The organism is Pseudomonas siliginis, from assembly GCF_024072275.1.
Classification (GTDB): Bacteria; Pseudomonadota; Gammaproteobacteria; order Pseudomonadales; family Pseudomonadaceae; genus Aquipseudomonas; species Aquipseudomonas siliginis.
Genome location: NZ_CP099598.1, coordinates 332,916 through 352,140, shown reverse-complemented (window position 1 = coordinate 352,140; position 19,225 = coordinate 332,916). Strand labels below are relative to the sequence as shown.

Below are 19,225 nucleotides of genomic sequence, written 5' to 3'. Positions count from 1 at the left end.
GATTTGCTGTGGATCCAATATCTGCGCCTGTTTCGTCGCTTTAACAACACTGGTCATTTTTTGTTCACATGAATAAAAAACCTGTAAAACAGGGATTTGCGAACAAGATGAGAATGGGTTCACAACACCTCGCATAAGCCAGTATCCGCGCCCCTCAGTTGTGCATAAGCTGCCAATCAAAACGACATAACCGACGAATATTGGGCTAGCCGAGTGAATAATTGCGGGGTGATGAAAGCCGAAGCTGACCCGTACGCCCTGTATAAATGTCTTACTACGCGTTAGGTACAAAAGCAGCGCATAAATTTGCGCAGGGCCTGATTTTTCCGGAATGCAAAAATAGTCTGAATTCAGGGGTTTACAGGATCTACCCAACCGCTATAATCGTCGCCCACACGCCGGTATAGCTCAGTTGGTAGAGCAACTGACTTGTAATCAGTAGGTCCCGGGTTCGACTCCTGGTGCCGGCACCATACAAAACAAGGGCTCGCAGAAATGCGGGCCCTTTGTTTTTGCGCTATACGTAACAACGCACGTAACAACGTTCAGCTCAAGGAAGGTGCTATGGAATGGTTCAAGCTTTTCTCGAATGAGTATGCGAACGGAGTTACAGCTGTTGCCGCGTCGTTAGCTCTTCTGCTCACCGCATTGACGCTCCTTTCGCTCAAACGCGAATACCGAGCTAAATACCGCCCCTACATTGTTCCAGCGGTGGCGGTGGATGAGGTCGAAAAGGAGCCAGGCCAAATCACGTTGGTCACCTCCATTCATCCCAGAAATGTCGGCCCCCATCCTTGCTGGATAAAGATTTCAGATATCAAGCTTGTGATTGGTGATGAAGTCATAGACACCATTACCACAATTAAAGAGTGGTCTCTCATAGGTACTCAGGGCGCTTCCGTCGCTTTTCCGAGCGGGGAAATATTCCCGATCGGCATTCAACGTATTCGGGAAAACTTCTATCAGGTCAATCGAATCGAGCTCCATTTCACATCACACACTAAGTCCATAGATGACGATCACAAGTCGAGCCAGCGATGCCTGTTCGTGATTGAGATACGTGGGCTGAAGCCGATCGCGATGTACCGTCCTGATCTACTGACAGTGAGCTCTGACCTCAACAGGTAAGCTAAACCTGCGTTGCTGAGGCATCAGAGGACATCGGCTAAAATTTACTACCCCGCGAAAAAAGAGTAATAAAGGTGATATGCCTTTCGAAACTCCGCTGTAGGCCACGCCCTGTAAGGCTTTGAGCGATTTTCGGAAAAGGTGATATTTGAGTGATATAGAAGTAATTGTATTACTCTTTTATAAGGTGATATTTCAAAACCACGAAACCCAATGAAACCGGGGGTCTGACGGAAATATCACTTTTCATATCACTTCATATTACTTTTCCATGTAATATCGAAACCCTAGTAAAACCGGGGCCTCCAGAGCATTTCCCCCGCCGTATCACCTTTATTACTCTTTTTGAAAAGCCCACCCCGTGCCTGAGATTCAATCTCATCTACATGACGTATTCCCGCGCCCGGTTTAGACTGGTTGCTGTACCTCAAACTGCCAGGAGTACCCATGCGTCAACTGACCAAAAACCCAGCACTCCCGATAATTGAAGTATCGAAGGAAGGTCAATATTGGCGGGTGGATTGGGATTACCAGGAAGCGCCCGAAAGCAGAGTGTTGACCGAAAGAAAAGAGTTTTTGAACGGGTACATAAGCGGTCTGCTCGACTCATTCGGAGCATCCGCAGGCGAATTCGCTCTACCCTCTGCCCGTACCGGCACAGTCAAAAAGCTCAGTGAGGAAACAGCTCGAAAGCTGGCGAAGCTGCTTACCGACCTTCTGCACTCGCACGTCAAAGCAGAACATCGTCGACTATTAAATGCCGCCGAAGTCACTGAGTTCATTGCAGGAGCGGGAGTGAAAGAGCCTGCAGTCGGTTAATGCTGGATCAACCCAAGCACGGCGGGGCTTATAGCGCTTCCGTCGTCACGAAGCGCAGATCGAACGGCGCCCCTTTTGCCGATCTGCGCTGAAAACGAAAATTCGCATTCTCTCCATTTTTTCGATCCGCAGCCCTTATCAACCGGGCCTTTCAGAATCACTGCCCTCTCCTGCCAGTCACTGCACGTCGTGCAAGCTCGTAGCAATTCTCTGCAATTCTTTTCAAACAGTGAAACCGCCAAACGTCCCACAGACCCCGTGTTTGCCATGGGCGGGGCTAGAGTTTGCACCGCCACCCCGTTTTGCAAAAAAAGGGGACGTAAAGCCCGCCGGCGGGAGGGGGATAAGTGCTTTTAGGAACAAAATTTCTTTCATCACGCATTAAACGTGTTGTGCAAAAAATCGAATAGCCCTAGCCACGCTTTCAACGGGCAAAAAAAAACCGAGATTTCTCTCGGCTTCGTCGCTTGCTCAATTATCAAGAGTGGGAATCTTGAACAGTATAAATGTGAAAATTTCTCCCTAACGCAACTACTCGCTTGTTCATCAGGCGAAATATCATTATTTGCTCTACCGTTTCAAGAAACTTATGAATTTCGTGGCAAGCCGAATACACCTCGGTGTCAGCCCTGACCATATCAGACCCTAGTAGCTTTTGAGCCTCGTCTATGTCAATGACGAAATTATGATCCTTGTAGTGATTTGTGAAATGGCTTGCTAATGACTCACAATCCGTAACTGAACCGTTGGTAGACGTAGCTTTCGCCTGGAGTAACAGTGTTGCATATTGCGTTGCAGACTCTGTAATACGGTCGTAATGACCTAGAGCACGAACATCCAGCTCACTACCGATTAGATACTTTGCCAGCATATCGGCAGCATTAGGATATTTATTTGCCAACTGAGTAATTTTTTCCAATGTTCCCGAAAATGCCAGAGCAGGGAAGTCATTGATTTGCGGATCAATAGGCCCCAACTCACTCATGCCCCCCATGTGCAACTCATCTGCACCGAGAGATAATAATGTTGCCGCGGACTTCGCCTCAGCCGGGATACATATAAAAAACTTATTACCACCTTTAAAACGATTGCACATCTTACTGATAAGATACGCAGGCTCTACCTCGCCACCAGTACTGCGTAAGATGAGCAGAATATTCTTACTTATCTTCCTTTCCGACAAACTCTGGTAAATTGCGCTGGAGTGATTTCTCGAAATTTGCTGATGATCGTAAAGAAAAATAACCTCGAAATCATTCAACACGCCGTACTCAGAGATCATGGAATTAATCTCAAGAGTTAAGGTCTTTTCGATTTCAGCATCCGTCATTGTCCTGGTGATGAGCTCACCGATATATTTCGCGTTCCGGACCTTTTTTTCTGTGGGCTCAATATTGCCACCTACCTGCGGTTCGGGCTCCGCTCCAAGGATGGTGACGAGACGACGTTTCTTGGTCAAAAATTTGGGAATGTCCACAATTTGAACACTACCGTCCATCGGGATGGTACTCAGGCCTTCCGAGCCGTCTACTGGGCCTTTCGAGTCATCCAACTCTGATTGGTTTTCTGTACCGGAACCCATGGATCCTCCCAAGGTCGAAAAAATTGCCAACGCACCAAAAATACACCAGAATGGCACCAAATCTGATGCCGTATTCTGCCGTCAAGAAGGGAGAAAGACAATGTCTAGAATGAGCGTGAATCTGTCGCCGGAAATGGAGCGTCTCGTCGATGAAACCGCAGAAAGTGAAGGCATTACTAAAAGTGAAGTGATCCGAAGAGCTTTCGCGTTACTTAAAGTTGCAGAGTCAGAGAAGAAAAAAGGCAGATTCTTAGCTGTCGCAAAAGAAAACAAGACTCACGACATCGAAGTAATTGGCAGAATTTTGGGGCTATAAAAAATGGCAGACAGGGAAGATTTCGAACTAGGCGGGATAGATGTAGGGACAGCATCATTTAACATGCCCGAGGCAAAACTTGGACTTGCCAAACTAGTTTTGCTTTTTCTTTTCTCCCTAATAGCCTTTGCCTTCCTGACTAGCTTTTTACCAGATCAGTACGTTACTGATCGCTCCACTAAGCTATCAGAAAATATTTATCAAAGTATTGTGCCAATGGTTTCAATGATTATCGGCTATTACTTTGCTAAGGACTAACGTTATGGCCACTTACTTGGTATGTTGTGATTTAAATCAAGAATTCGACCAAGAAGAGTTTGTCAAAACCATCTCCAGCATGGGAGATGCAAGACAAGTACTATCTGGGGCGTGGGTTGTAGTATCTGAAAAAAATGCAATTCAGATTCGAGATGAACTCAACGAACATTTGGACGCCTCAGAACGCTTACTAGTCGTTAAGTCAGGTTCAGTGGGAGCATGGAGAAGTGTCATGAGCGAGAATAAATGGCTCGCCGACAACTTGTAGATGAAAGACGCGCATGCAATTCGAGAATTCCATGCGCGTCCCTCGTCAATTAAAAATAGTTACTTCGCCTAACTCTTCAGACATACCTAGAAACTTTTGAGACACCGTTCGAAACCACTGTGAAGATACCGGGAGTGTTCTATCTGCATGCGTATGCTCAGCTATCTGTACCGCGAACAATGACAACGTATCTAAAGTGTCATGTAGAATTACTAATATATTAGTGGCATCAGACCCAATCCAAGTTTTTGGGGACTCATATTTTTGACTTAAAAGTGACACACTTTTACGCAAACCCTCAATCCGCTCATGCATGTCGCCCCCCACAGTGGCGTGGTGCTTCTGACCAACAACCATGTTCAGATCCCGGCCGGTCGCCTGGTGCAGATCGTCCACCGCCGCCAGGCTAGCCGAACCACCCGACATCAGCTTGAGCGCGCCCAGCGCCTCGATCTTTTTCACACCACCCACCGTCTCGGTCGAGTGGTCGTCGATCGTCTGCGTGTGGCTCTGGAACTGCTCGCGGTTGTCCAGAGCTTCGACTTCGCGCTCGATCGCCTGATCTCGGATCTTGCCATCGGTCTGGCGTAGCCAGTTGCCATCGGCGTCGACGCGCTGCTGGGCGGCTTCGCTGTGCTGCCATACCTGGTCGCCCTTGGGCACCTTCGGCATGCTCAGCCCGTGCGGCAAGATCGATTGAATGTAGGGTTTGTTCGGTAGCCCGTAGGCAAAGCACACCACCACCCGCGTGCCCTCCTCCGGGAATGCATAGATGCCCATTTCCTCGCCACCGGTGGGCAGCGGCAATGGAACGCCAGTGAGCGGCGGCATGGCTGGGTCTGGTTCGTCGTCGGCGCCGAGCACTTCGATATCCACGGCATAGCGCGGGCGGAAGTCGTCGCACAGTCCGGCGTCCGCCGGCGCATCGGCCACGGCGATAACTCGGGCAAATCGCGGCAAGTGATAGCCACCGGTGAGTTCGGGGAATTGGCGCTCTACAGCGCGGCGGATTGCGTCGTCCATCGGATGGCCATCTGGTCGTTGGTGAGTGCAACAGTGGTAATGCGCTCGCCGTTGTTGATCGTTGCACCTGGTCGCAATCCGGGAAGGGCCGCGACCATCGCGCTTTGGTTGCCCTGGTAGCCGTCGAACAGCTCCGTGGGAATTTGCAGCGGCGCACGTGCGCCGAAAAAACTGTCGGCCCAACTGCCGGCGAACACTTCACCGTTGCCTAACTGGTGCCAGGTGAAGTCGGGAATGCTGAACACTCGGGCCAAACTGTCCATCGCCTGGTAACCGGCAGCAAGGCTGTAGAAATACGGCGCCTTCACGCTGGCATAAGGCCGATCCGGTATACGAAAGCGCAGCCCGGTCTGTTCGCTGACCTGGGTCAACACTGCGCGCAGATCCACATGACGTAGGTTCAACGGCAACGGGTTGGCAAGTATGGCGGCCAGCTCACGGCAGAACAGCACCTGTTCGACCGCGTTGGCGGCCGTGCAGCGCTCGACGTAGCCAATGAAGTGCCGTTGCAGCCTGCCCTCGTTGTAGCCGATATCCAGCGTCACCAGCCCTTTCAGCGGCACAGGGGATTGAACTGTGAAGTTCGCCCGGCCGGGGCTGATAGCGTCCAGCCTGACGTCCTCCTTGATGAGAGCGATCGGGGCGCCGTTGATGGAAAGTATCTTGTGCAGTTTCACGTCTGCTCACTCCCAAGCCACTTATCCACACGTCCCAGCACTTTTTCGAAGCCGCTCAGCGCGGGGTTGTCGTTGGTTGCGTCCCCGGCGGTGCCTTCGCCGACCGTACTGCCCGGGGCGCCCTGAGCGTCTACCTTGTTGCCGGCGCGCCGGCCTTCGACTTTCTCCGGGTTCGATTCACGTTCGCTCAGCGTGAACTGCACAAGCCAGGCTTTCAGCGTGTCCGCCTCCCGAGCGCTGACACCGTCGGAGAACTCCACCTGGCGCACACCGAAGGCCTCGGCCGTGTCGTTCACAATCCGATACAGATGGAGCTGGCCACCGCCGGCGGTAGATTCCGCCATGCGCAGCAGATCGGTAAGCTGGGTTTTATCCGCGAAGGGGATCATCAGCGAAACGGCCAGCGTCTTGGGCTTGAAACCTTTGTGAGCCTTGTCGGTGTTGCTCGTTTGGCCGGACATGTCGCCGCTTTCGATACGCAGATTGGCCGTGACCTTGAGATTCTTGCCCTGGACTTTTTGCCCGTCGAGTAGCAGCGTCATAGGCCGACCAGCTCCTGTACGAAGCTCAGCCCTTCTTTGCTACCCACCAACAGCAGGCCGGCGCATTGAATCCATTCGTGGCCAGGCGCATCGCCGGCCAGCAGTTCGCGGCGCAATTCGCCAGCGGTGCCTGGGCCGATCATTCGCGCGCGCATGCTGACGTCTGGGTTGCCACCGATCAGCAAGTCTTTCAGGTCAGCCAGTTGCTTGTCCCGTCCCTGTTGCTGAGCGCTCTTGCGTGCCGCCAGCGTTGCCAGATCGGCCAACGGCGAGCTGTCGGCCGCGTAGCCTTCCAGCATCGCCAACTGCCCCGCCATGGACTGCTTGGCAGCTTTCACCACCGTGCAACGTTCAAGCGGCAAACCCTGCCAGCGCGGAAGCGTGCCGGCGCCGGGGATCTCCCACTTTTCGATTTCCAGTTTCACCAGGTGTTGCGCACGGCGCTCGGTTCGCACCAGGTCAGGGATCGGCAGCAAAGCATTGAACCGCGCCAAGCTGCTGGCCAGCTGCTCAAGGCGTGTCGCCAAAAACAGGATCGATAGTGCGTACTGCGGCCCACTCGGGCGCCCGCTGTCGCTGGCGTCCTCAAGTTTTTTGGCGAGATGTTCCAGCGCATTCGGCGCTGACAGAAATCGCTGATACCCCGCGCCCTGCCCCACACCGTTTTGAAACGGCGTTACCACCAGGCACGCAGGCACTTGGTCCATTTGCTCGGCCAGCGCCTTGCGTCCGGCCGCGATCGCGCTTTTGGCCATATCACCTACTGGCCCCGGGTTGGTGTTGGCCAGCCCGCTCAGACTCGCCAGGCGCTCGGCGGTGCTGGCCAGTTCGCCGCCGGCCAGATCCTTGGCTGCTGACAGCCCGCCCAGCCACTGAGTGGCCTGCTCTGGCCAGCGCATGGTCACCGGTGCCCAGGTCATGCCGGCGCAGTCCAGCGGATGGCTTTCATCGCTTTCAGGTTTTTGTCTTTTTGCGCCTTTTCGACAGCCAGGCGTAACGCCTCGGCGTGCTGCTGCGCGGCTCGTCGAAACCGGACCAGATCAAGGCTGACTTGCTGCAACTGGGCGATGGTGTGCGGCCGGAAGGCCAGCACCTGGTCGATGTCATAGCAGGGGTAGACGTCGTCGAGCCCCAGCAGCACCTGGCCGTTGAGATTCACCTGGTCATCGATGGCGCTGCTGTAGCGGTATGGCTCGCCCAATGCCTGGGAAGTAAAACCGCCAGCGATGTAGCCAGCGCAGCCCGTCGCGATCGCTTGCAGCTTCTCGTCACGCAGGGTCGCCAGAACCGCTTCGATATCGTCTACCCAGTCGCCATTTTTCCAGACCTGATTCGGCCCGGGCTTTTTCATGGTGTATCCCGTTGGCACTGCTTCGAAGCCTTCCAACGTTCGCGGCTCGCCGGTAACTATGCTGTACACCACGACGCCGCCGAAGTAATCCACCAACTGCCAGGCCTTGCCGTTCCACCATGCAGCTTTTTGCTCCGGTACTGCAGGCGGCTTCACTTCGACGCAACCACCAGGAATCAGATACACGCCCGGCTCCAGCGGCGATTCATCGGCCGTTACGGCTCCAATGAAAATGCCCAAGTGGTCGGTTTGATATACGAGTTTTTCAGTCATGCTCGACCTCAATACTTGATGCAGAAAAGGAGAGACAGGTTTCGGGGCCGTGTCTCGGCGCCGCCGGCTGCGGCCACAGTGATGGCGTGGCTGTGACTCCCCGCTGCGCCAACACCAACGTTATGGCCGTGGGCGCCGGCAGCGCCCATACCGATGTTGTGCGCGTGAGCACCCGCCCAATCGGTCGGTGCCGTGGTGCCGTTCTGCAGGTTTGCTGTCGTGAAGTTAGGGCTGCCGCCTCCGACGTTATTGTTTTGCGCTCGTGGGGCGGTGTGCTGGTGGTTGCCCTGCACATCGGTCCAGGCGGAGTGGATGTGCTCACCTTGCGCATCCGTCCATGCGGAGTGGGCGTGGTCTCCAACGGCCCCCGCTGACGCACCGTGGTTGTGAGATTGAATCAGCATGTCCTGATAAACGCCGAACGCTCGCCCCGGATCGAGGCCACGACCGTCGTCCCAGCCTCTTGGGAACAAGCCGCGCATATCGGGCAGATTGAACGTCGTTGAACCGTCGCCGGCGCCGTAGTGCGTGCCGAGCCATGCAAAAAGTCGCGCATAGGTTGTGCGTGATACCGCCGCACCGTTGCACTTGAGCCATCCTTCAGGCGCCCAAGAGATGGCAAAACCCGCCACCATGCCGGTCATAGTATCCCCGACTTGTTTCTGCAGTTTGTTCAGCGCCGCCGTTGATGCGACGATTTCGCTGCTATTGGTGGCTGGATCATCACTGATGGCGTTGGGCAGATTGCCCAGTCCGACGTCTGCTTTGGTCGTGGAGCGTGCGCGCAGCCCCTGATAATCGCCGTTGCGTGCCGCCAGGTATTCAATCAACGATCCGGTGATTGGTTGAGTTGACCGCAAGTCCACAACGGTTGGCGATTCGAAGTCGGCCAAGGGAATGATGTAGTGGCTTGCGCCGGCTGGGTCGGTGTATTCGCGTTGTTCGCCGAACACCACTCGCCAGTTGGCCACCACATCGTTCATTTGACGCTGCAAGCAAACGTCCAACGAGATTTTCCCGTTCGGCACAGCGTCTGGGATGATCATCGGCTGCGCTATGTCGACGCGAATACCCTCCAGAAACGCCAAGCCAGGGTGTAGCTGATAACCGGTTTGAGACTTTTCGAACTTCAAGCCGTCGCCAATGAAACACGCTCGCCCGTAGATGTTGCGGATGGCCAACCGTTGGCGTTCATCAATGCCAGCAAGGCGCACCGTGAAATCATGCTGCCAAGTGCTGGCATCGATCTTCACACCGGTGAGCTGCATCGCACCGTCAAAGGCCACCAGAAAATTGCGGGTGACGTTGTTGCCGATCTGCTCTGGCGGAATATTCCTGCGCTTTTGCTGCAGCGGCACCGACGACGCAGCGAACAAGATTCCGTCGGCGTCCTCGAGGCCGACCCAGTTGAAATCCCAGTCTCCGATGTCCGACCCCAACTGGGCGCTGTACACCACCTGGTTCGGGTTCACGTACCCGGCATTTTTTTCCGGGATCGTATAGACGTGGACGATCTGTTCAGCGGGTGGCTTGCCGGCAGCGCGATCGAGCGGCTTGGTCGGGTCAAGCCCCGGCACATTGGCAAAGATGAACTGGGTAACAATCAGCGGCTGCTGCAGGCTTTGTTTCAGGGCGATTTGGCTTTCGCCGGCCAAGGTAATACTGGCGCTCACGGTGCGCTCCTACAGGCTGGCGACCAGCGTTTGCTGGTCGTCGTTGAAGTCAATCAGGGCGATTTGCAGCCCTACGGGGGTGATGGTTACGAAGTCATAGCGCCGGCACGTTCGGCCGTATTGCTGGATCAACACACGCAGCAGCTCGGGGTTCAGAGACAGCTGAGCGTTGCTGAATTTGAGCAGCACGACGTCCCAATCCCGATCGGGCTGACGCTCCTCGATCTCGACGTAACCCACACCGAGGCGCTGGAATATGCGTTTCAAGCCAGCGGTGCTGCCGGCGTCGACCGAGTTGATAAACGCGTATTTCACGCGCAGCCGAAACAGGGATTCGGGTTCGCCTTTGAACCGCGTCACGTCTCGCTGCCAGGCCCACAACTCAAGAATGTTCAGGTGGCAGGTGTCGGGGTCGATCTGCGAATAAGGCCAGCGCAGCCAGCCGGTCACGGTTTCCCACCATGCCTGGGCAGCGGCCACCAACTTCGACAGCTCGGTGCCGCCGAGCCAGAACGGCAGTTTCAGTTTGTTCATTGCACATCCACCTTCAGCGACGCCAGGCGCGGAATATCCAATCCGCTGGTGATGTCGACGCCAGGGGTGAACCGCAGTGATGCGATATCGGCGAACTGCTGGTGCAGTTCTTCCGCGAGTCGACTGAAGCTGAAACGCGACTGTGGATAAGTCAACGTGGGTTGATAGTCGCGGGGCGTGCTTTCTCGAAACGCTGCACGAATGAACAGCTCGACCTCAGTTTTGAGCGTGTCGACCTGCTCGGCGCTCAGGTTGGGCTGCGGCCAAAGCGTCATTTCGACGTCTACAGGGACTTCGGGCATGATCATGGCGAGCAGATCATCGCCGTGGCCGTGATTACCCTGGTCGCGGATATGCGAATTGATCTGCTCCAGATAAGTCGCCGCCGGCACACCCGCATCGAAAAGCACGAAGGCATTGGCACTGCCTGGCCCACGCGGGGCGCCGTGCTCGAAATAGACGCCATCCGGACGCACGCCCGGGAAGGCTGAAATCATGGCGCGATACACGGCGTCGGTGTGCCATTGGTTTACCGCCGAGAACTGGTTGCGCACGCGCAAGCGCAGCTGGTCGTTCGGCTCCGGATCCGCACCTGGTGACTCCAGCCAACCGTCCTTGTTCACGACCTGGATGATGCCCGGTACCGGCACCGGCAAGATCGCGTAGTAGCCCGGGGCAAGGTTGAAACCACTGCCGGAATCGACCGCCTCCACCGGTACGTCCAGTTGCAGCTGACCCGCAACGAATGTCGCCGGCGCCGTGGTAATCAACTGGTAGACGTTGCCGTTGATCGCGGCAGACTGGACCACAATGCCTTTTTCCAGCTCCAGGACACCGTCCGGTAAAGCCCGGGTAAACAGCAATTTCCCCCGTGCCTTGGTAGCGCCTTTGCGCTCGACGTTGACCGCCCACGCGAGCGTGTCCAGCCAAGCGTCTACCGCTGTTTTCACGAAGAAATTGGGCAGCACCGTCAGGCACATAAAATCCAACAGCCACAGCACCGGCTTGGTCACCAGTGCGGTCATTACTCGCCAGAACGGCGAATAGCTGCTGGTGTTGGCCACTTTGGCGCCCTGGGCTTCGACCTCCTTCTCCCACGCAGCTTTCAGAGCGGCCTCGGTGGTCGGGATGCCGGCGTCGGCGATCACTTTTTTAAAGTCGACCTGGCTCACAGACTTACCTCAATCGAACCAAATTTCAGAGTTTTCGCAGTGACCAGGTAGACGCCTGGTTCCTGCTGGGTGATGCGCGCCGTACCCGGCACCAGGCGCTGGTCATCCTCCACCAACAGCTCCAGCTGCTGGATGCAGTCGCGCTGACGGAGCCGATCGCGTTCTGCGACCAACGTCACCAGCAGCCCGCTGTCGCGGATCATGTGAGCGATGTCCTGGGCGATGCAGGCTCGGTCATTGATCAGCAGCGGCTGGCTGGACGGATCCAGTGCCAGGTCGTTATTGACGATCAACAGGTCTACGTACTCGCTCATCCGCCCACCGCCATAGCGACCATGTTTTCCACCTCCAGCGGATTCATCGGTTTGCTGGTGTGAATGTTCACGTTCTCCACATGCGTGCCCTTGTTCTGGCTGCTGTTGTTGTTCTGGATGCTGGTCAGCAACCCACCAGGTGGCACCGCTGCAGGGCGCGCCGGTGAAAGGCTGGGGATGGCCGCGTTGATGGTCTGCTGGGCTTTCTGCGCGGCGTTGGCGGTGTCGGCGGCATTGGTGGCAGCATCAACACCAGGCACCTCTGGCATGCCGCCGAAACGCGCTTCGATGTTCACGCCCGGGATGCTGTTGAGCAGCTCGATCACTCCGTTAACGGCCTTGGTGAAAATGCCGACGATGCTGTCCCAAGCCGCCTTGGCCGTGCCTGACCAACCGCCCATAGAGTTAAACCAGTCGGCCAGTTTCTGGAGCTTGTCGGCAACGAACTGGAACGCGGCCGTATTCATCAGAGCGGACGTCCATTCGTCCCAGTAGTGGACGGCCGCAACAATGACCGCCACCAGGGCGAGAACACCGACCACGATCCATACCATCGGGTTGGCCAGCAGCGCCGCGTTGACCAGCCAGATAGCGCCCTGCCAAAGCAGCATGGCGCCGCGCACCAACGCTAGGCCCGCGCTGAGGGTGTAGATCACGGCCATGTAAGCCAGGATCGCGAGCTTCTGCAGCACGAAGCCGGCAACGGTGCGCAGGTTTAGCAACTGGACGACTTTCCACACCGACACCAGACCCAGCCAGGTCATCCGCGAAATCCCAACGACCAATGTCAGCAGCGACATGGCGCCAACGATGCCCATAATCGTCAGTGCGGTGATGCCGATCAGGCGCGTGATGTTGGGAAACAGCTGCGACCAGCGCACCAGGGTTTTGCCGATATCCACCATCTTGTTCATGAACGGCGTCAGCACCGGGATCAACACTTGGCCAAACACCACACGCATGACCTCGACCAGAGAGGCCCACTGCTGCCAAGGGTCCACCATGGCCCGGGCCATCTGCTCGGCGTTCTCCAACCCGCGCACCTTGCCCAACTGCTCGATGCCGTTGCGCAACCGATCGGTGTCTTTGGCCAGCGCGCCGATCACCTGGGCGCCCTCACCGCCGAAAGCCTCCATCAACTTGGCGCCGGCCGATGCGCTGGTCAGATCACCGAACTTGCCCTGCAGCTTGTCCAGGATCGCCATCATCGGCAGCACCTTGCCCTGCTGGTCGGTGAACTTCATCCCGAGTTTGTCCGACGCCGCGCCGATGTTTTCGAAAAACGCCTTGTAGCGTCCGCCGGCATCGCCGCCTTCCATGGTGCTGCTGAGCGTGCCGATCACTGCCATCTGCTCAGCCAGGTCGACGCCGGATGTGGTGGCGATCGCGCCGGCTTCTTTGAAAGCGTCCTTCATCGCCGCGCCGCTGGTGCGAAACAGCTGCACGGCCAGCGCCGTCTGCCCGCCGAGTTTTTCCACCCACGCGCCCTTCCCCATCGCATCCGCTTGGGACTTCTGCAGGTTGTAGAGCGTGCCGACGTATTCACCCATCGTTTCAGCGTCGGTTTTGGTGGCCTTGGCCAGCAGGTTGCTGGTGTTGGTGAAGATCGCGAGCTGGTTGCCGGCAAGGCCTTTGATGGCGCCTTCGATCAAATACGCCGAGGCCACAAAATCCTTGGCGTTCTCGCCGTAGCTCACCGCGAACTGCAACGACTTCGCATTCAGCGCAGACAACGCATCCTCGGCCACGCCGAGCGATCGGACGTCGCCGAGGGCGCGATTGACCTCCAGCGCTGGTTCCATCGACTCACGGATCCCGACCACGGCCGCCGTCACGCCGCCGATGCCCATGCCGATCGTCTTGATGTGTTTTTCGCTCTGATCGGCAAGCTCGGAAAAGCCCATTTTCACCTTGCCCAGAGGCGCGGTGACCTTGTCCTGCAAGCTGAGAATGAAAGCCAGGCTGGCGCTACGGTCTGCCAAAGTCGTTACCCGTTCAGCGCAAGGGCGATGCCGTTAGCCACGGCGAACTCCATGCGTCTCCAGTGTTCGTCCTCCAGCCACTTGGCCGTCCCCATCGCCTCGGGCGTGGGTTCGGTACCAGGAAGCCAGCGGTTCGTCAGGGCCATTAACTGGCCCAGTCCGTTTTCGCTTAGGCGCTCAGCGTGCTCGAGCGCTTTTTTACGATCACCTCAACGTTGGGCGCGTACTCCTCGAGCAGCGCGCCGGCGATCTGCATCACCATCACCGGGTTGCTCAGCAGCGGTTTCAGCGTGGCCTTTTCCTCTTGCTTAACGGTGGTCATCAGCAGGTTGTTGCCCGGGGCCACCTTGTTGGTTTGGGTCAGGGCATTGAAGTACTTGGTGACGTCCGCCGGCGTGAGGGTGAAGGTGAATTCCGCTTCGCCGACTTCCAGGGTGATTTCGGTGTTTTGGCTCATTGGGGTGCTCTCTTGTTGAGGTTGGGTAAAGTGGTGTCCTGGTGCGCCGGCGATCGCTGGCACACGTCTCGGACGTATTGCTGCAGTCCGAGGATCATTTGCCGGCTTAAGGCGAGCTGATCCCGGAGGGTGAAATAATCCGGTCGAGCGTCTGCTGCGAGTTCGGGGCGCTCTGCATCAACCACGCGGGCGGCGCCGGCGGTGGCGGGCACAGATCCACCGGCGGGACAGGCGGCGCGGACGAGCAACCGGCCAGAGCCATCGCTAACAGCGCGGCGCAGGCGCTCGTTTTCAGTGAGTGCATCGGTCAATTCCTTGGTGTTTCGTTGGTCGATTGCATCCCGCTCAGCGAGCATTTCGCCGCTGATTCGGGCCGCTTCACGCAGGCCGTTCGCTTCCCATTGCGCGCTGTCGCGCTCGCGCCTGGCGTCGTCGCGCTGATCGGTTACCCGATCGAACGCCACCCACACCAGCAGGACCACCAGCAGCAAAGGCGCCAGGCGCAATGGGGAAAAACTCATCGCAGGCACAGCGCCATTTCAGCCAGCCGGCGGTTGTGCAGGCCTTGAACGAAGCGCTTGCGGCCTTGGGCGTCGGTCACATACGCCCATATCGGTGTCTTGCCGTCCGGTGCCCAGGCCAACGCCCTGCAGCCGTCAGCAATGCGGCCGGCGTTGATCAACGCCACCGCCCGACTGGCGCAAGTGCTGGGCACACCGACGTTGTGGCCATGGCTGGTCAGCGCGTCGAAAGTGTTCTGGCTCAAGTCCGGGTTGGTGATGCAGTCGGCCAGCCGCAGTTGGGTTTTGCGGATCACCAACTGCTCCACCTCCGCGCAACGTCCTGGTGACCAGTAGTCACCCACCACGACCGGAAACGGGCTGGTGTGCCGGGTGATGCCCTTGCAGACGGTCGGCAGACCGCGGGCCAACTGATCGGCGTAAACGGTGTTCTGGCCACGGCCTTCCCAGGTGCCCAGGAAGATCACCAGCGGAGCGCTGGCCAGCGCGAGCGCGCCAGCTTGAATTCGGCCGCGCAGGCTCATGGAAACCACACTCGAAGCAGTGCCGGCACAACCATTTGCAGCACAGAAGCGACCACCGTGAGGATGGTCAGCAAGCGGCCAACCTTCGCGCCAATGTCGTTCACCGCGACCGTCAGGGTCTGCTGGCCAGCGTTCAGCTCAGACAGCTGCCCCGCCATGTGCTCGAAACCCTGCTCCAACTTGGTGACCCGGGTCGGGACGGTTTCGTGCCGGTCTTCCAGCTCGCCTAAGCGGTGTTCAAAGACAGCGAACTTCTGTTCCAGCGCTCCGAGGCGCACGGCGTCAGTGGTCATCGGCGATCACTCTGCTCAAATCCCGTTTGGCACGGGACGCACCGAGTTTTTCCGCCCAGCGCCTGGCGCGCCGGCGGGATTTCTTTGTCGCAGTCCTGGCAATGGGTCAGGCTTGGCCCGAGCGGCACAGGCTTCAGCAGCTGGGCCTTGATGGCCTGGTCACGCTGGCGCTGCTCCAGTTCCTGGGCGCGATCGAACCAGTCCACCATCAGCGAATACCCTCGATCTCAGCGGCCGCGAGGTACGGCACGCCGTTGATGTGGATAAAGTCCGGACTGGTGACGTCGAATGGCACCTTGTGCTTGGTCTTTTCGCCGCCCTTCGGGTCGATCGCCAGGAGACTGGACACCTTCACCTTGCAACCGAAGGCTTCCACGCGCAGTTCCTCATCCCCACCGGCTTTGGCGAAGAACACCGCGTCGAACGGCTTGAGCTCGCGAAAGCTACCGGCCGAGCGCGCTGCATCGATCAGCAATTGAAAGTTGGTGGTATCCAGTTCCAGTTCGCCGGCAGCCGCCACGTCGCCGTCCACGTATCCGTCTGGAACACCTCGGGTCTGAGCCACTGCCGAGTTGTCGGTAATGTCCAGGGTGCAGTTCTCAACGTGCAGCGCGATGTCGCCCAGGCTCACGTCAAAGTTCTTGCCGCCAATCTTTGCCATGGGGCGTTACTCCGTTTTGTCGGTGGAAAGATCGAGGGCGATGTTCGCCGTCAGGTCTTTCGGGCAGTTGAGGGGTTTGAGCTTGATGTAGGCCGCTACCTTGGTTTTGCTGAGCCATTCCAGCACCAGGTCGCCGTCCTTCGGCGGCTCGATGTCGCCGGGAAACACTTCGCCGGCAAACTTGATGGACTTGGCCATCGCACGCAGCGGCGCCATCAATTGATTGGTGTTCACCGCCATGCTGTTGGGGGTGTTGTTCAAACGGCGATCGGCGACGCGGCGGATCAGCAGCGGGCGAATCAGGCGAGCGGCCTTGTCGGTGATGCGCAGGTATTCCACGACTTGAAAGTCGCTGCCGGGGGTGTCCAGCATGTTGCAGTCACCCCAGTACACGCCTGGGTAATCCGGGTAGGTTTGCGTAACGGATAGCCGCGCGCGGTCCAGCTCAGTGCGCACGGCGGACGGCAGTGGGGTCAGCTCGCTATCAACAGGCACCTCGCCAAGTCCCAGCACGGCACCGGTGGCTACGCGCATCGGGCTATCAGCAATGCTCACCGCCGCATTGGCCAAGCGGCCAGCCAGCACGCCCAAATCGTTGCCGTGCAACTGAGGCACTACAGCTACGCGCGGCGCGGCGAGGTTTGCCACCAAGGCCTTTTGCTCAGTGAGGTACTGCGCCCAGGTCTGGTCGACGGCGATGCCGACACTGCTCGCCAGAAAGAACACTCGGCGGCCGTAGGTGTTGTTCAGAGTGACGGCTGCGTCATGCATCGCCGAAAGCTCTTCAGCCTTCACTACAGGCTTGGTGATGATCACCGCTTCGACGGACACGCCCTGTTGCTGGGTCTTTTCCAACGCAGTGGTCCAGTCACCTTCGGCGCCGATCGGGGCCGCGATGCAGGCCCAGCGCTGACCACCGTTCTGCCGCGCGGCAGCGATTTGGGTTTTGAGGTCGCTCGCTGGAACGCCCAGCGCGGCGTCCAAGTCGCTATCGGTGTTCAGCGGGATGAACTGGCCGACGTTCTTGGCGGCCGGGCCGATGAAAAGAAAGTAACGCTCAACCTCAGTCACGGCGCCCTGGCCTAGATTGAGATTGTCGACGGTGACTTGACCGAGTGCCATGCAGTGCCTCGTTAGCGGGGTGAATTTAGGATTTGTTGCAACACCTGGTTAATCAGGAGATTGGTTTCGCGTTCGGTTTCGGCGCCGATGAACTGGCGTTTCGGAAGCGTGATTTCCCAGCTCTGCGCGCCGGTGCTTTCGCTGCGCTGGTCGTCGAGGATCCGGATCAGCAAACCGGCTTTGGCGTAGTTCACATGCTCCTGAATCCACGCCACCGACGGCCGGACCAGCGTCTTTTTGCCCGCTTGGCGCACGCGGAAGCCCAACCGGCGCAGGCGCTTGGCCTGCTTGTCGGTGGCTGCCAAACCCGGTAGGGTCTTGTTCCAGCGGCGCATCTGTTGAGCGGTACGGCGTTCGCTGACGCCGTTGTGTTGCTGCGTGGCAACCCATCGGGTCAGGGCGTTTTTCCAGCCCAGTTCCGCTTCATCAGGGCTTACCCGGGTGACCACCATCAACTTGGCCAGACCGGCTTCCATCTTCCTTTTGCCCTTGCCGTCGCCTTTGCGTGGGGCGAATGGCGTGCCGTCCAGGTTCTTCTGCTCACGCACGCGCTTGCGGCTCATCGTGCGCACGCGTTTGGTGACCTGATTCAGCAAGCGACGGCGCAATTGCGGCGGAAGGCTCAGCAATGCCAACTGCTCGCGGACGCCCAAACGACCGCGAATGTCCAGTTCGAACGTGCTACGGCCGGCCATCGGTGGCCACCTCGCCGCGCTCGGCAACCCACAGGTCAAACGGGACGAACGCCCACGTTTTGCCAAAGGCCTGGATCTCGCCGGCGGCGTCCTCGGCCAGATACTGCGGCTCGACAAACTCCAGCGTGATTTCCACGTCGAACAGGTCGTTGTCGACCGGCTCGACAAGGAATTCCGGCGCCGGCAGCTCGTGACGGTCACGGTTGGCGTCGTGGCTTTCCAGCCAACTGCCCACCAGAGCCATTAGCCGCGCCGGATGGTCGGCGAAGCGCTCCAGGACGATCACGGCGCGATAGTGCATGTCGCCCAGATGCATCCCGTCGACGTCGGGCTTCCAGATCAGTGCAAGCTTGACCTGCTCGGTGAAACTGTCGAGCTGCTCGGGTTCGACCAGACGGCGTTCCTGCAGGTACGCGGTCAGCCCTTGGAGCTTGGTCATAACAGCGCCGCCGTGACGCGGCCACGGCCTTGCAAGGCGCGCACTGCCGCTTGGCTGAATGCCAGGAACGTGCTTTCGCGTTCCGGCGCTTCCTTGCCCGTGTTCTCTGCGCTTTCGCGGCGGGTCACCGTGGCGAACTGTTGTAACGCGCTCGCCTTGGCCCGGCAGTACACGGCTCGACGGTAGATTTTCAGCTTCAACGCGTTATCTGGCAGAAGGTTCTGGTCAGTTTGGATGAATCGCCATTCCTTGATCTGCTTCGGCGGGAGGTTGAGCGGATCGGGAACCTCGACACTGTTTACGCCAAGGGCTCGCCAGCGTTGTTTCAGCTCTGCCAGATCGGCATTGACCTCGACCATTGCCATGGTCAGGTCAGCGGCCAGCATGTCCACCAGGTACTCCGCCGGCAGGCGGTATCCTTTCTGGAATTCGGCAACAGACAGATCCGGCCAAAAGCCGTCGTTCTCGATCATCTGTTCCACAAACGTGGTGGGTTTACCGGAAAAGCTCATTGCTGACCGCTCAAATAGGGCGGGGAGACTGTTTTCCGTGGGGCTGGCCATAAATGGCAGACACACGTCCACAGTTGCCCGCTGGGGGG

At 57.9% G+C, this 19,225-nt stretch carries 27 protein-coding genes and 1 tRNA gene; 6 read left to right on the top strand and 22 right to left on the bottom strand.

The genetic code is table 11. The features are described 5' to 3' along the window. The first annotated feature begins 397 nt into the window (after window positions 1-397). The 3 genes from NF676_RS02175 to NF676_RS02165 all read left to right on the top strand — a co-directional run bounded on the left by NF676_RS02175 (window position 398) and on the right by NF676_RS02165 (window position 1,947). Window positions 398-473: transfer RNA gene (locus tag NF676_RS02175), tRNA-Thr, on the top strand. A 91-nt stretch (window positions 474-564) separates the two neighbouring features. Further along, entirely contained in the window at window positions 565-1,128 is a 564-nt protein-coding gene (locus tag NF676_RS02170) for a hypothetical protein (RefSeq protein WP_252887166.1), read from the top strand. A gap of 447 nt (window positions 1,129-1,575) precedes the next feature. Beyond that, on the top strand, window positions 1,576-1,947 hold the full coding sequence (locus NF676_RS02165; protein WP_252887165.1) for a hypothetical protein: 372 nt from the start codon (window positions 1,576-1,578) through the stop codon (window positions 1,945-1,947). 478 nt (window positions 1,948-2,425) lie between these two features. Here the strand turns inward: NF676_RS02165 and NF676_RS02160 are convergent, their stop codons facing one another. After that, window positions 2,426-3,529, bottom strand: a complete 1,104-nt coding sequence (locus tag NF676_RS02160; protein ID WP_252887164.1) for an SDH family Clp fold serine proteinase — start codon at window positions 3,527-3,529, stop codon at window positions 2,426-2,428. Here NF676_RS02160 and NF676_RS02155 point away from each other — a divergent pair. The 3 genes from NF676_RS02155 to NF676_RS02145 are packed head-to-tail and all read left to right on the top strand — an operon-like array spanning window position 3,528 to window position 4,371. Next, window positions 3,528-3,845 carry a ribbon-helix-helix protein, CopG family gene (locus tag NF676_RS02155; RefSeq protein WP_252887163.1) on the top strand — a complete coding sequence of 106 codons (318 nt, stop codon included), beginning with the start codon at window positions 3,528-3,530 and terminating at the stop codon, window positions 3,843-3,845. The two genes, NF676_RS02160 and NF676_RS02155, sit on opposite strands and share 2 nt — an antisense overlap. Before the next feature lie 3 nt (window positions 3,846-3,848). Beyond that, on the top strand, window positions 3,849-4,103 hold the full coding sequence (locus NF676_RS02150; protein WP_252887162.1) for a hypothetical protein: 255 nt from the start codon (window positions 3,849-3,851) through the stop codon (window positions 4,101-4,103). Between the two features lie 4 nt (window positions 4,104-4,107). Next, window positions 4,108-4,371 (top strand): hypothetical protein, encoded by a 264-nt coding sequence (locus NF676_RS02145; RefSeq protein ID WP_252887161.1) that lies wholly within the window; start codon window positions 4,108-4,110, stop codon window positions 4,369-4,371. 45 nt (window positions 4,372-4,416) lie between these two features. Here NF676_RS02145 and NF676_RS02140 read toward each other — a convergent pair whose 3' ends face one another. Genes NF676_RS02140 through NF676_RS02040 form a run of 21 tightly spaced genes read right to left on the bottom strand, consistent with a single transcriptional unit; the run spans window position 4,417 to window position 19,136 of the window. Further along, the gene (locus tag NF676_RS02140; RefSeq protein WP_252887160.1) at window positions 4,417-5,394 is read right to left on the bottom strand and encodes a DUF2345 domain-containing protein; all 978 of its coding nucleotides are present in this window, start codon (window positions 5,392-5,394) and stop codon (window positions 4,417-4,419) included. Next, window positions 5,367-6,071, bottom strand: a complete 705-nt coding sequence (locus NF676_RS02135) for a hypothetical protein (RefSeq protein ID WP_252887159.1) — start codon at window positions 6,069-6,071, stop codon at window positions 5,367-5,369. The genes NF676_RS02140 and NF676_RS02135 overlap by 28 nt, the downstream gene beginning before the upstream one ends. Further along, window positions 6,068-6,613 (bottom strand): baseplate complex protein, encoded by a 546-nt coding sequence (locus NF676_RS02130; protein ID WP_252887158.1) that lies wholly within the window; start codon window positions 6,611-6,613, stop codon window positions 6,068-6,070. Before NF676_RS02130 ends, NF676_RS02135 begins: the two co-directional genes overlap by 4 nt. Continuing rightward, on the bottom strand, window positions 6,610-7,533 hold the full coding sequence (locus NF676_RS02125) for a hypothetical protein (protein WP_252887157.1): 924 nt from the start codon (window positions 7,531-7,533) through the stop codon (window positions 6,610-6,612). Before NF676_RS02125 ends, NF676_RS02130 begins: the two co-directional genes overlap by 4 nt. Beyond that, window positions 7,530-8,237: a DUF4376 domain-containing protein gene (locus NF676_RS02120; protein WP_252887156.1), complete on the bottom strand. Its 708-nt coding sequence runs from the start codon at window positions 8,235-8,237 to the stop codon at window positions 7,530-7,532. The genes NF676_RS02125 and NF676_RS02120 overlap by 4 nt, the downstream gene beginning before the upstream one ends. A gap of 8 nt (window positions 8,238-8,245) precedes the next feature. Beyond that, the gene (locus NF676_RS02115; RefSeq protein WP_252887155.1) at window positions 8,246-9,910 is read right to left on the bottom strand and encodes a phage tail-collar fiber domain-containing protein; all 1,665 of its coding nucleotides are present in this window, start codon (window positions 9,908-9,910) and stop codon (window positions 8,246-8,248) included. Window positions 9,911-9,919: 9 nt separating this feature from the next. Then, on the bottom strand, window positions 9,920-10,444 hold the full coding sequence (locus NF676_RS02110) for a phage tail protein (protein WP_130929225.1): 525 nt from the start codon (window positions 10,442-10,444) through the stop codon (window positions 9,920-9,922). Continuing rightward, complete coding sequence (locus tag NF676_RS02105) at window positions 10,441-11,616, bottom strand: baseplate J/gp47 family protein (RefSeq protein ID WP_130929226.1); 1,176 nt, start codon at window positions 11,614-11,616, stop codon at window positions 10,441-10,443. The genes NF676_RS02110 and NF676_RS02105 overlap by 4 nt, the downstream gene beginning before the upstream one ends. After that, window positions 11,613-11,930, bottom strand: coding sequence for a DUF2590 family protein (locus NF676_RS02100; protein WP_130929227.1), 318 nt, complete (start codon window positions 11,928-11,930; stop codon window positions 11,613-11,615). Before NF676_RS02100 ends, NF676_RS02105 begins: the two co-directional genes overlap by 4 nt. Then, a complete protein-coding gene (locus NF676_RS02095) occupies window positions 11,927-13,912 on the bottom strand; it encodes a phage tail tape measure protein (RefSeq protein ID WP_252887154.1) in 1,986 nt (661 codons plus the stop codon). The genes NF676_RS02100 and NF676_RS02095 overlap by 4 nt, the downstream gene beginning before the upstream one ends. A gap of 5 nt (window positions 13,913-13,917) precedes the next feature. After that, a complete protein-coding gene (locus NF676_RS02090; RefSeq protein WP_191637013.1) occupies window positions 13,918-14,058 on the bottom strand; it encodes a DUF6890 family protein in 141 nt (46 codons plus the stop codon). A gap of 23 nt (window positions 14,059-14,081) precedes the next feature. Further along, on the bottom strand, window positions 14,082-14,369 hold the full coding sequence (locus NF676_RS02085) for a putative phage tail assembly chaperone (protein WP_252887153.1): 288 nt from the start codon (window positions 14,367-14,369) through the stop codon (window positions 14,082-14,084). Next, entirely contained in the window at window positions 14,366-14,890 is a 525-nt protein-coding gene (locus NF676_RS02080; protein WP_252887152.1) for a lysis system i-spanin subunit Rz, read from the bottom strand. The genes NF676_RS02085 and NF676_RS02080 overlap by 4 nt, the downstream gene beginning before the upstream one ends. Beyond that, window positions 14,887-15,414 (bottom strand): lysozyme, encoded by a 528-nt coding sequence (locus tag NF676_RS02075; protein WP_252887151.1) that lies wholly within the window; start codon window positions 15,412-15,414, stop codon window positions 14,887-14,889. Before NF676_RS02075 ends, NF676_RS02080 begins: the two co-directional genes overlap by 4 nt. Continuing rightward, a complete protein-coding gene (locus NF676_RS02070; RefSeq protein WP_110645164.1) occupies window positions 15,411-15,707 on the bottom strand; it encodes a hypothetical protein in 297 nt (98 codons plus the stop codon). The genes NF676_RS02075 and NF676_RS02070 overlap by 4 nt, the downstream gene beginning before the upstream one ends. Continuing rightward, entirely contained in the window at window positions 15,704-15,916 is a 213-nt protein-coding gene (locus NF676_RS02065; RefSeq protein WP_150638673.1) for a TraR/DksA family transcriptional regulator, read from the bottom strand. Before NF676_RS02065 ends, NF676_RS02070 begins: the two co-directional genes overlap by 4 nt. Then, complete coding sequence (locus NF676_RS02060; protein WP_110645162.1) at window positions 15,916-16,368, bottom strand: phage protein; 453 nt, start codon at window positions 16,366-16,368, stop codon at window positions 15,916-15,918. Before NF676_RS02060 ends, NF676_RS02065 begins: the two co-directional genes overlap by 1 nt. Before the next feature lie 6 nt (window positions 16,369-16,374). Next, entirely contained in the window at window positions 16,375-17,490 is a 1,116-nt protein-coding gene (locus NF676_RS02055) for a DUF2586 domain-containing protein (protein ID WP_252887150.1), read from the bottom strand. Window positions 17,491-17,501: 11 nt separating this feature from the next. Beyond that, window positions 17,502-18,185 carry a phage virion morphogenesis family protein gene (locus tag NF676_RS02050; RefSeq protein WP_252887149.1) on the bottom strand — a complete coding sequence of 228 codons (684 nt, stop codon included), beginning with the start codon at window positions 18,183-18,185 and terminating at the stop codon, window positions 17,502-17,504. Next, window positions 18,172-18,624 carry a phage tail protein gene (locus NF676_RS02045; RefSeq protein ID WP_110645159.1) on the bottom strand — a complete coding sequence of 151 codons (453 nt, stop codon included), beginning with the start codon at window positions 18,622-18,624 and terminating at the stop codon, window positions 18,172-18,174. The genes NF676_RS02050 and NF676_RS02045 overlap by 14 nt, the downstream gene beginning before the upstream one ends. Next, the gene (locus NF676_RS02040) at window positions 18,621-19,136 is read right to left on the bottom strand and encodes a head completion/stabilization protein (RefSeq protein WP_252887148.1); all 516 of its coding nucleotides are present in this window, start codon (window positions 19,134-19,136) and stop codon (window positions 18,621-18,623) included. The genes NF676_RS02045 and NF676_RS02040 overlap by 4 nt, the downstream gene beginning before the upstream one ends. Window positions 19,137-19,225: the final 89 nt, after the last annotated feature.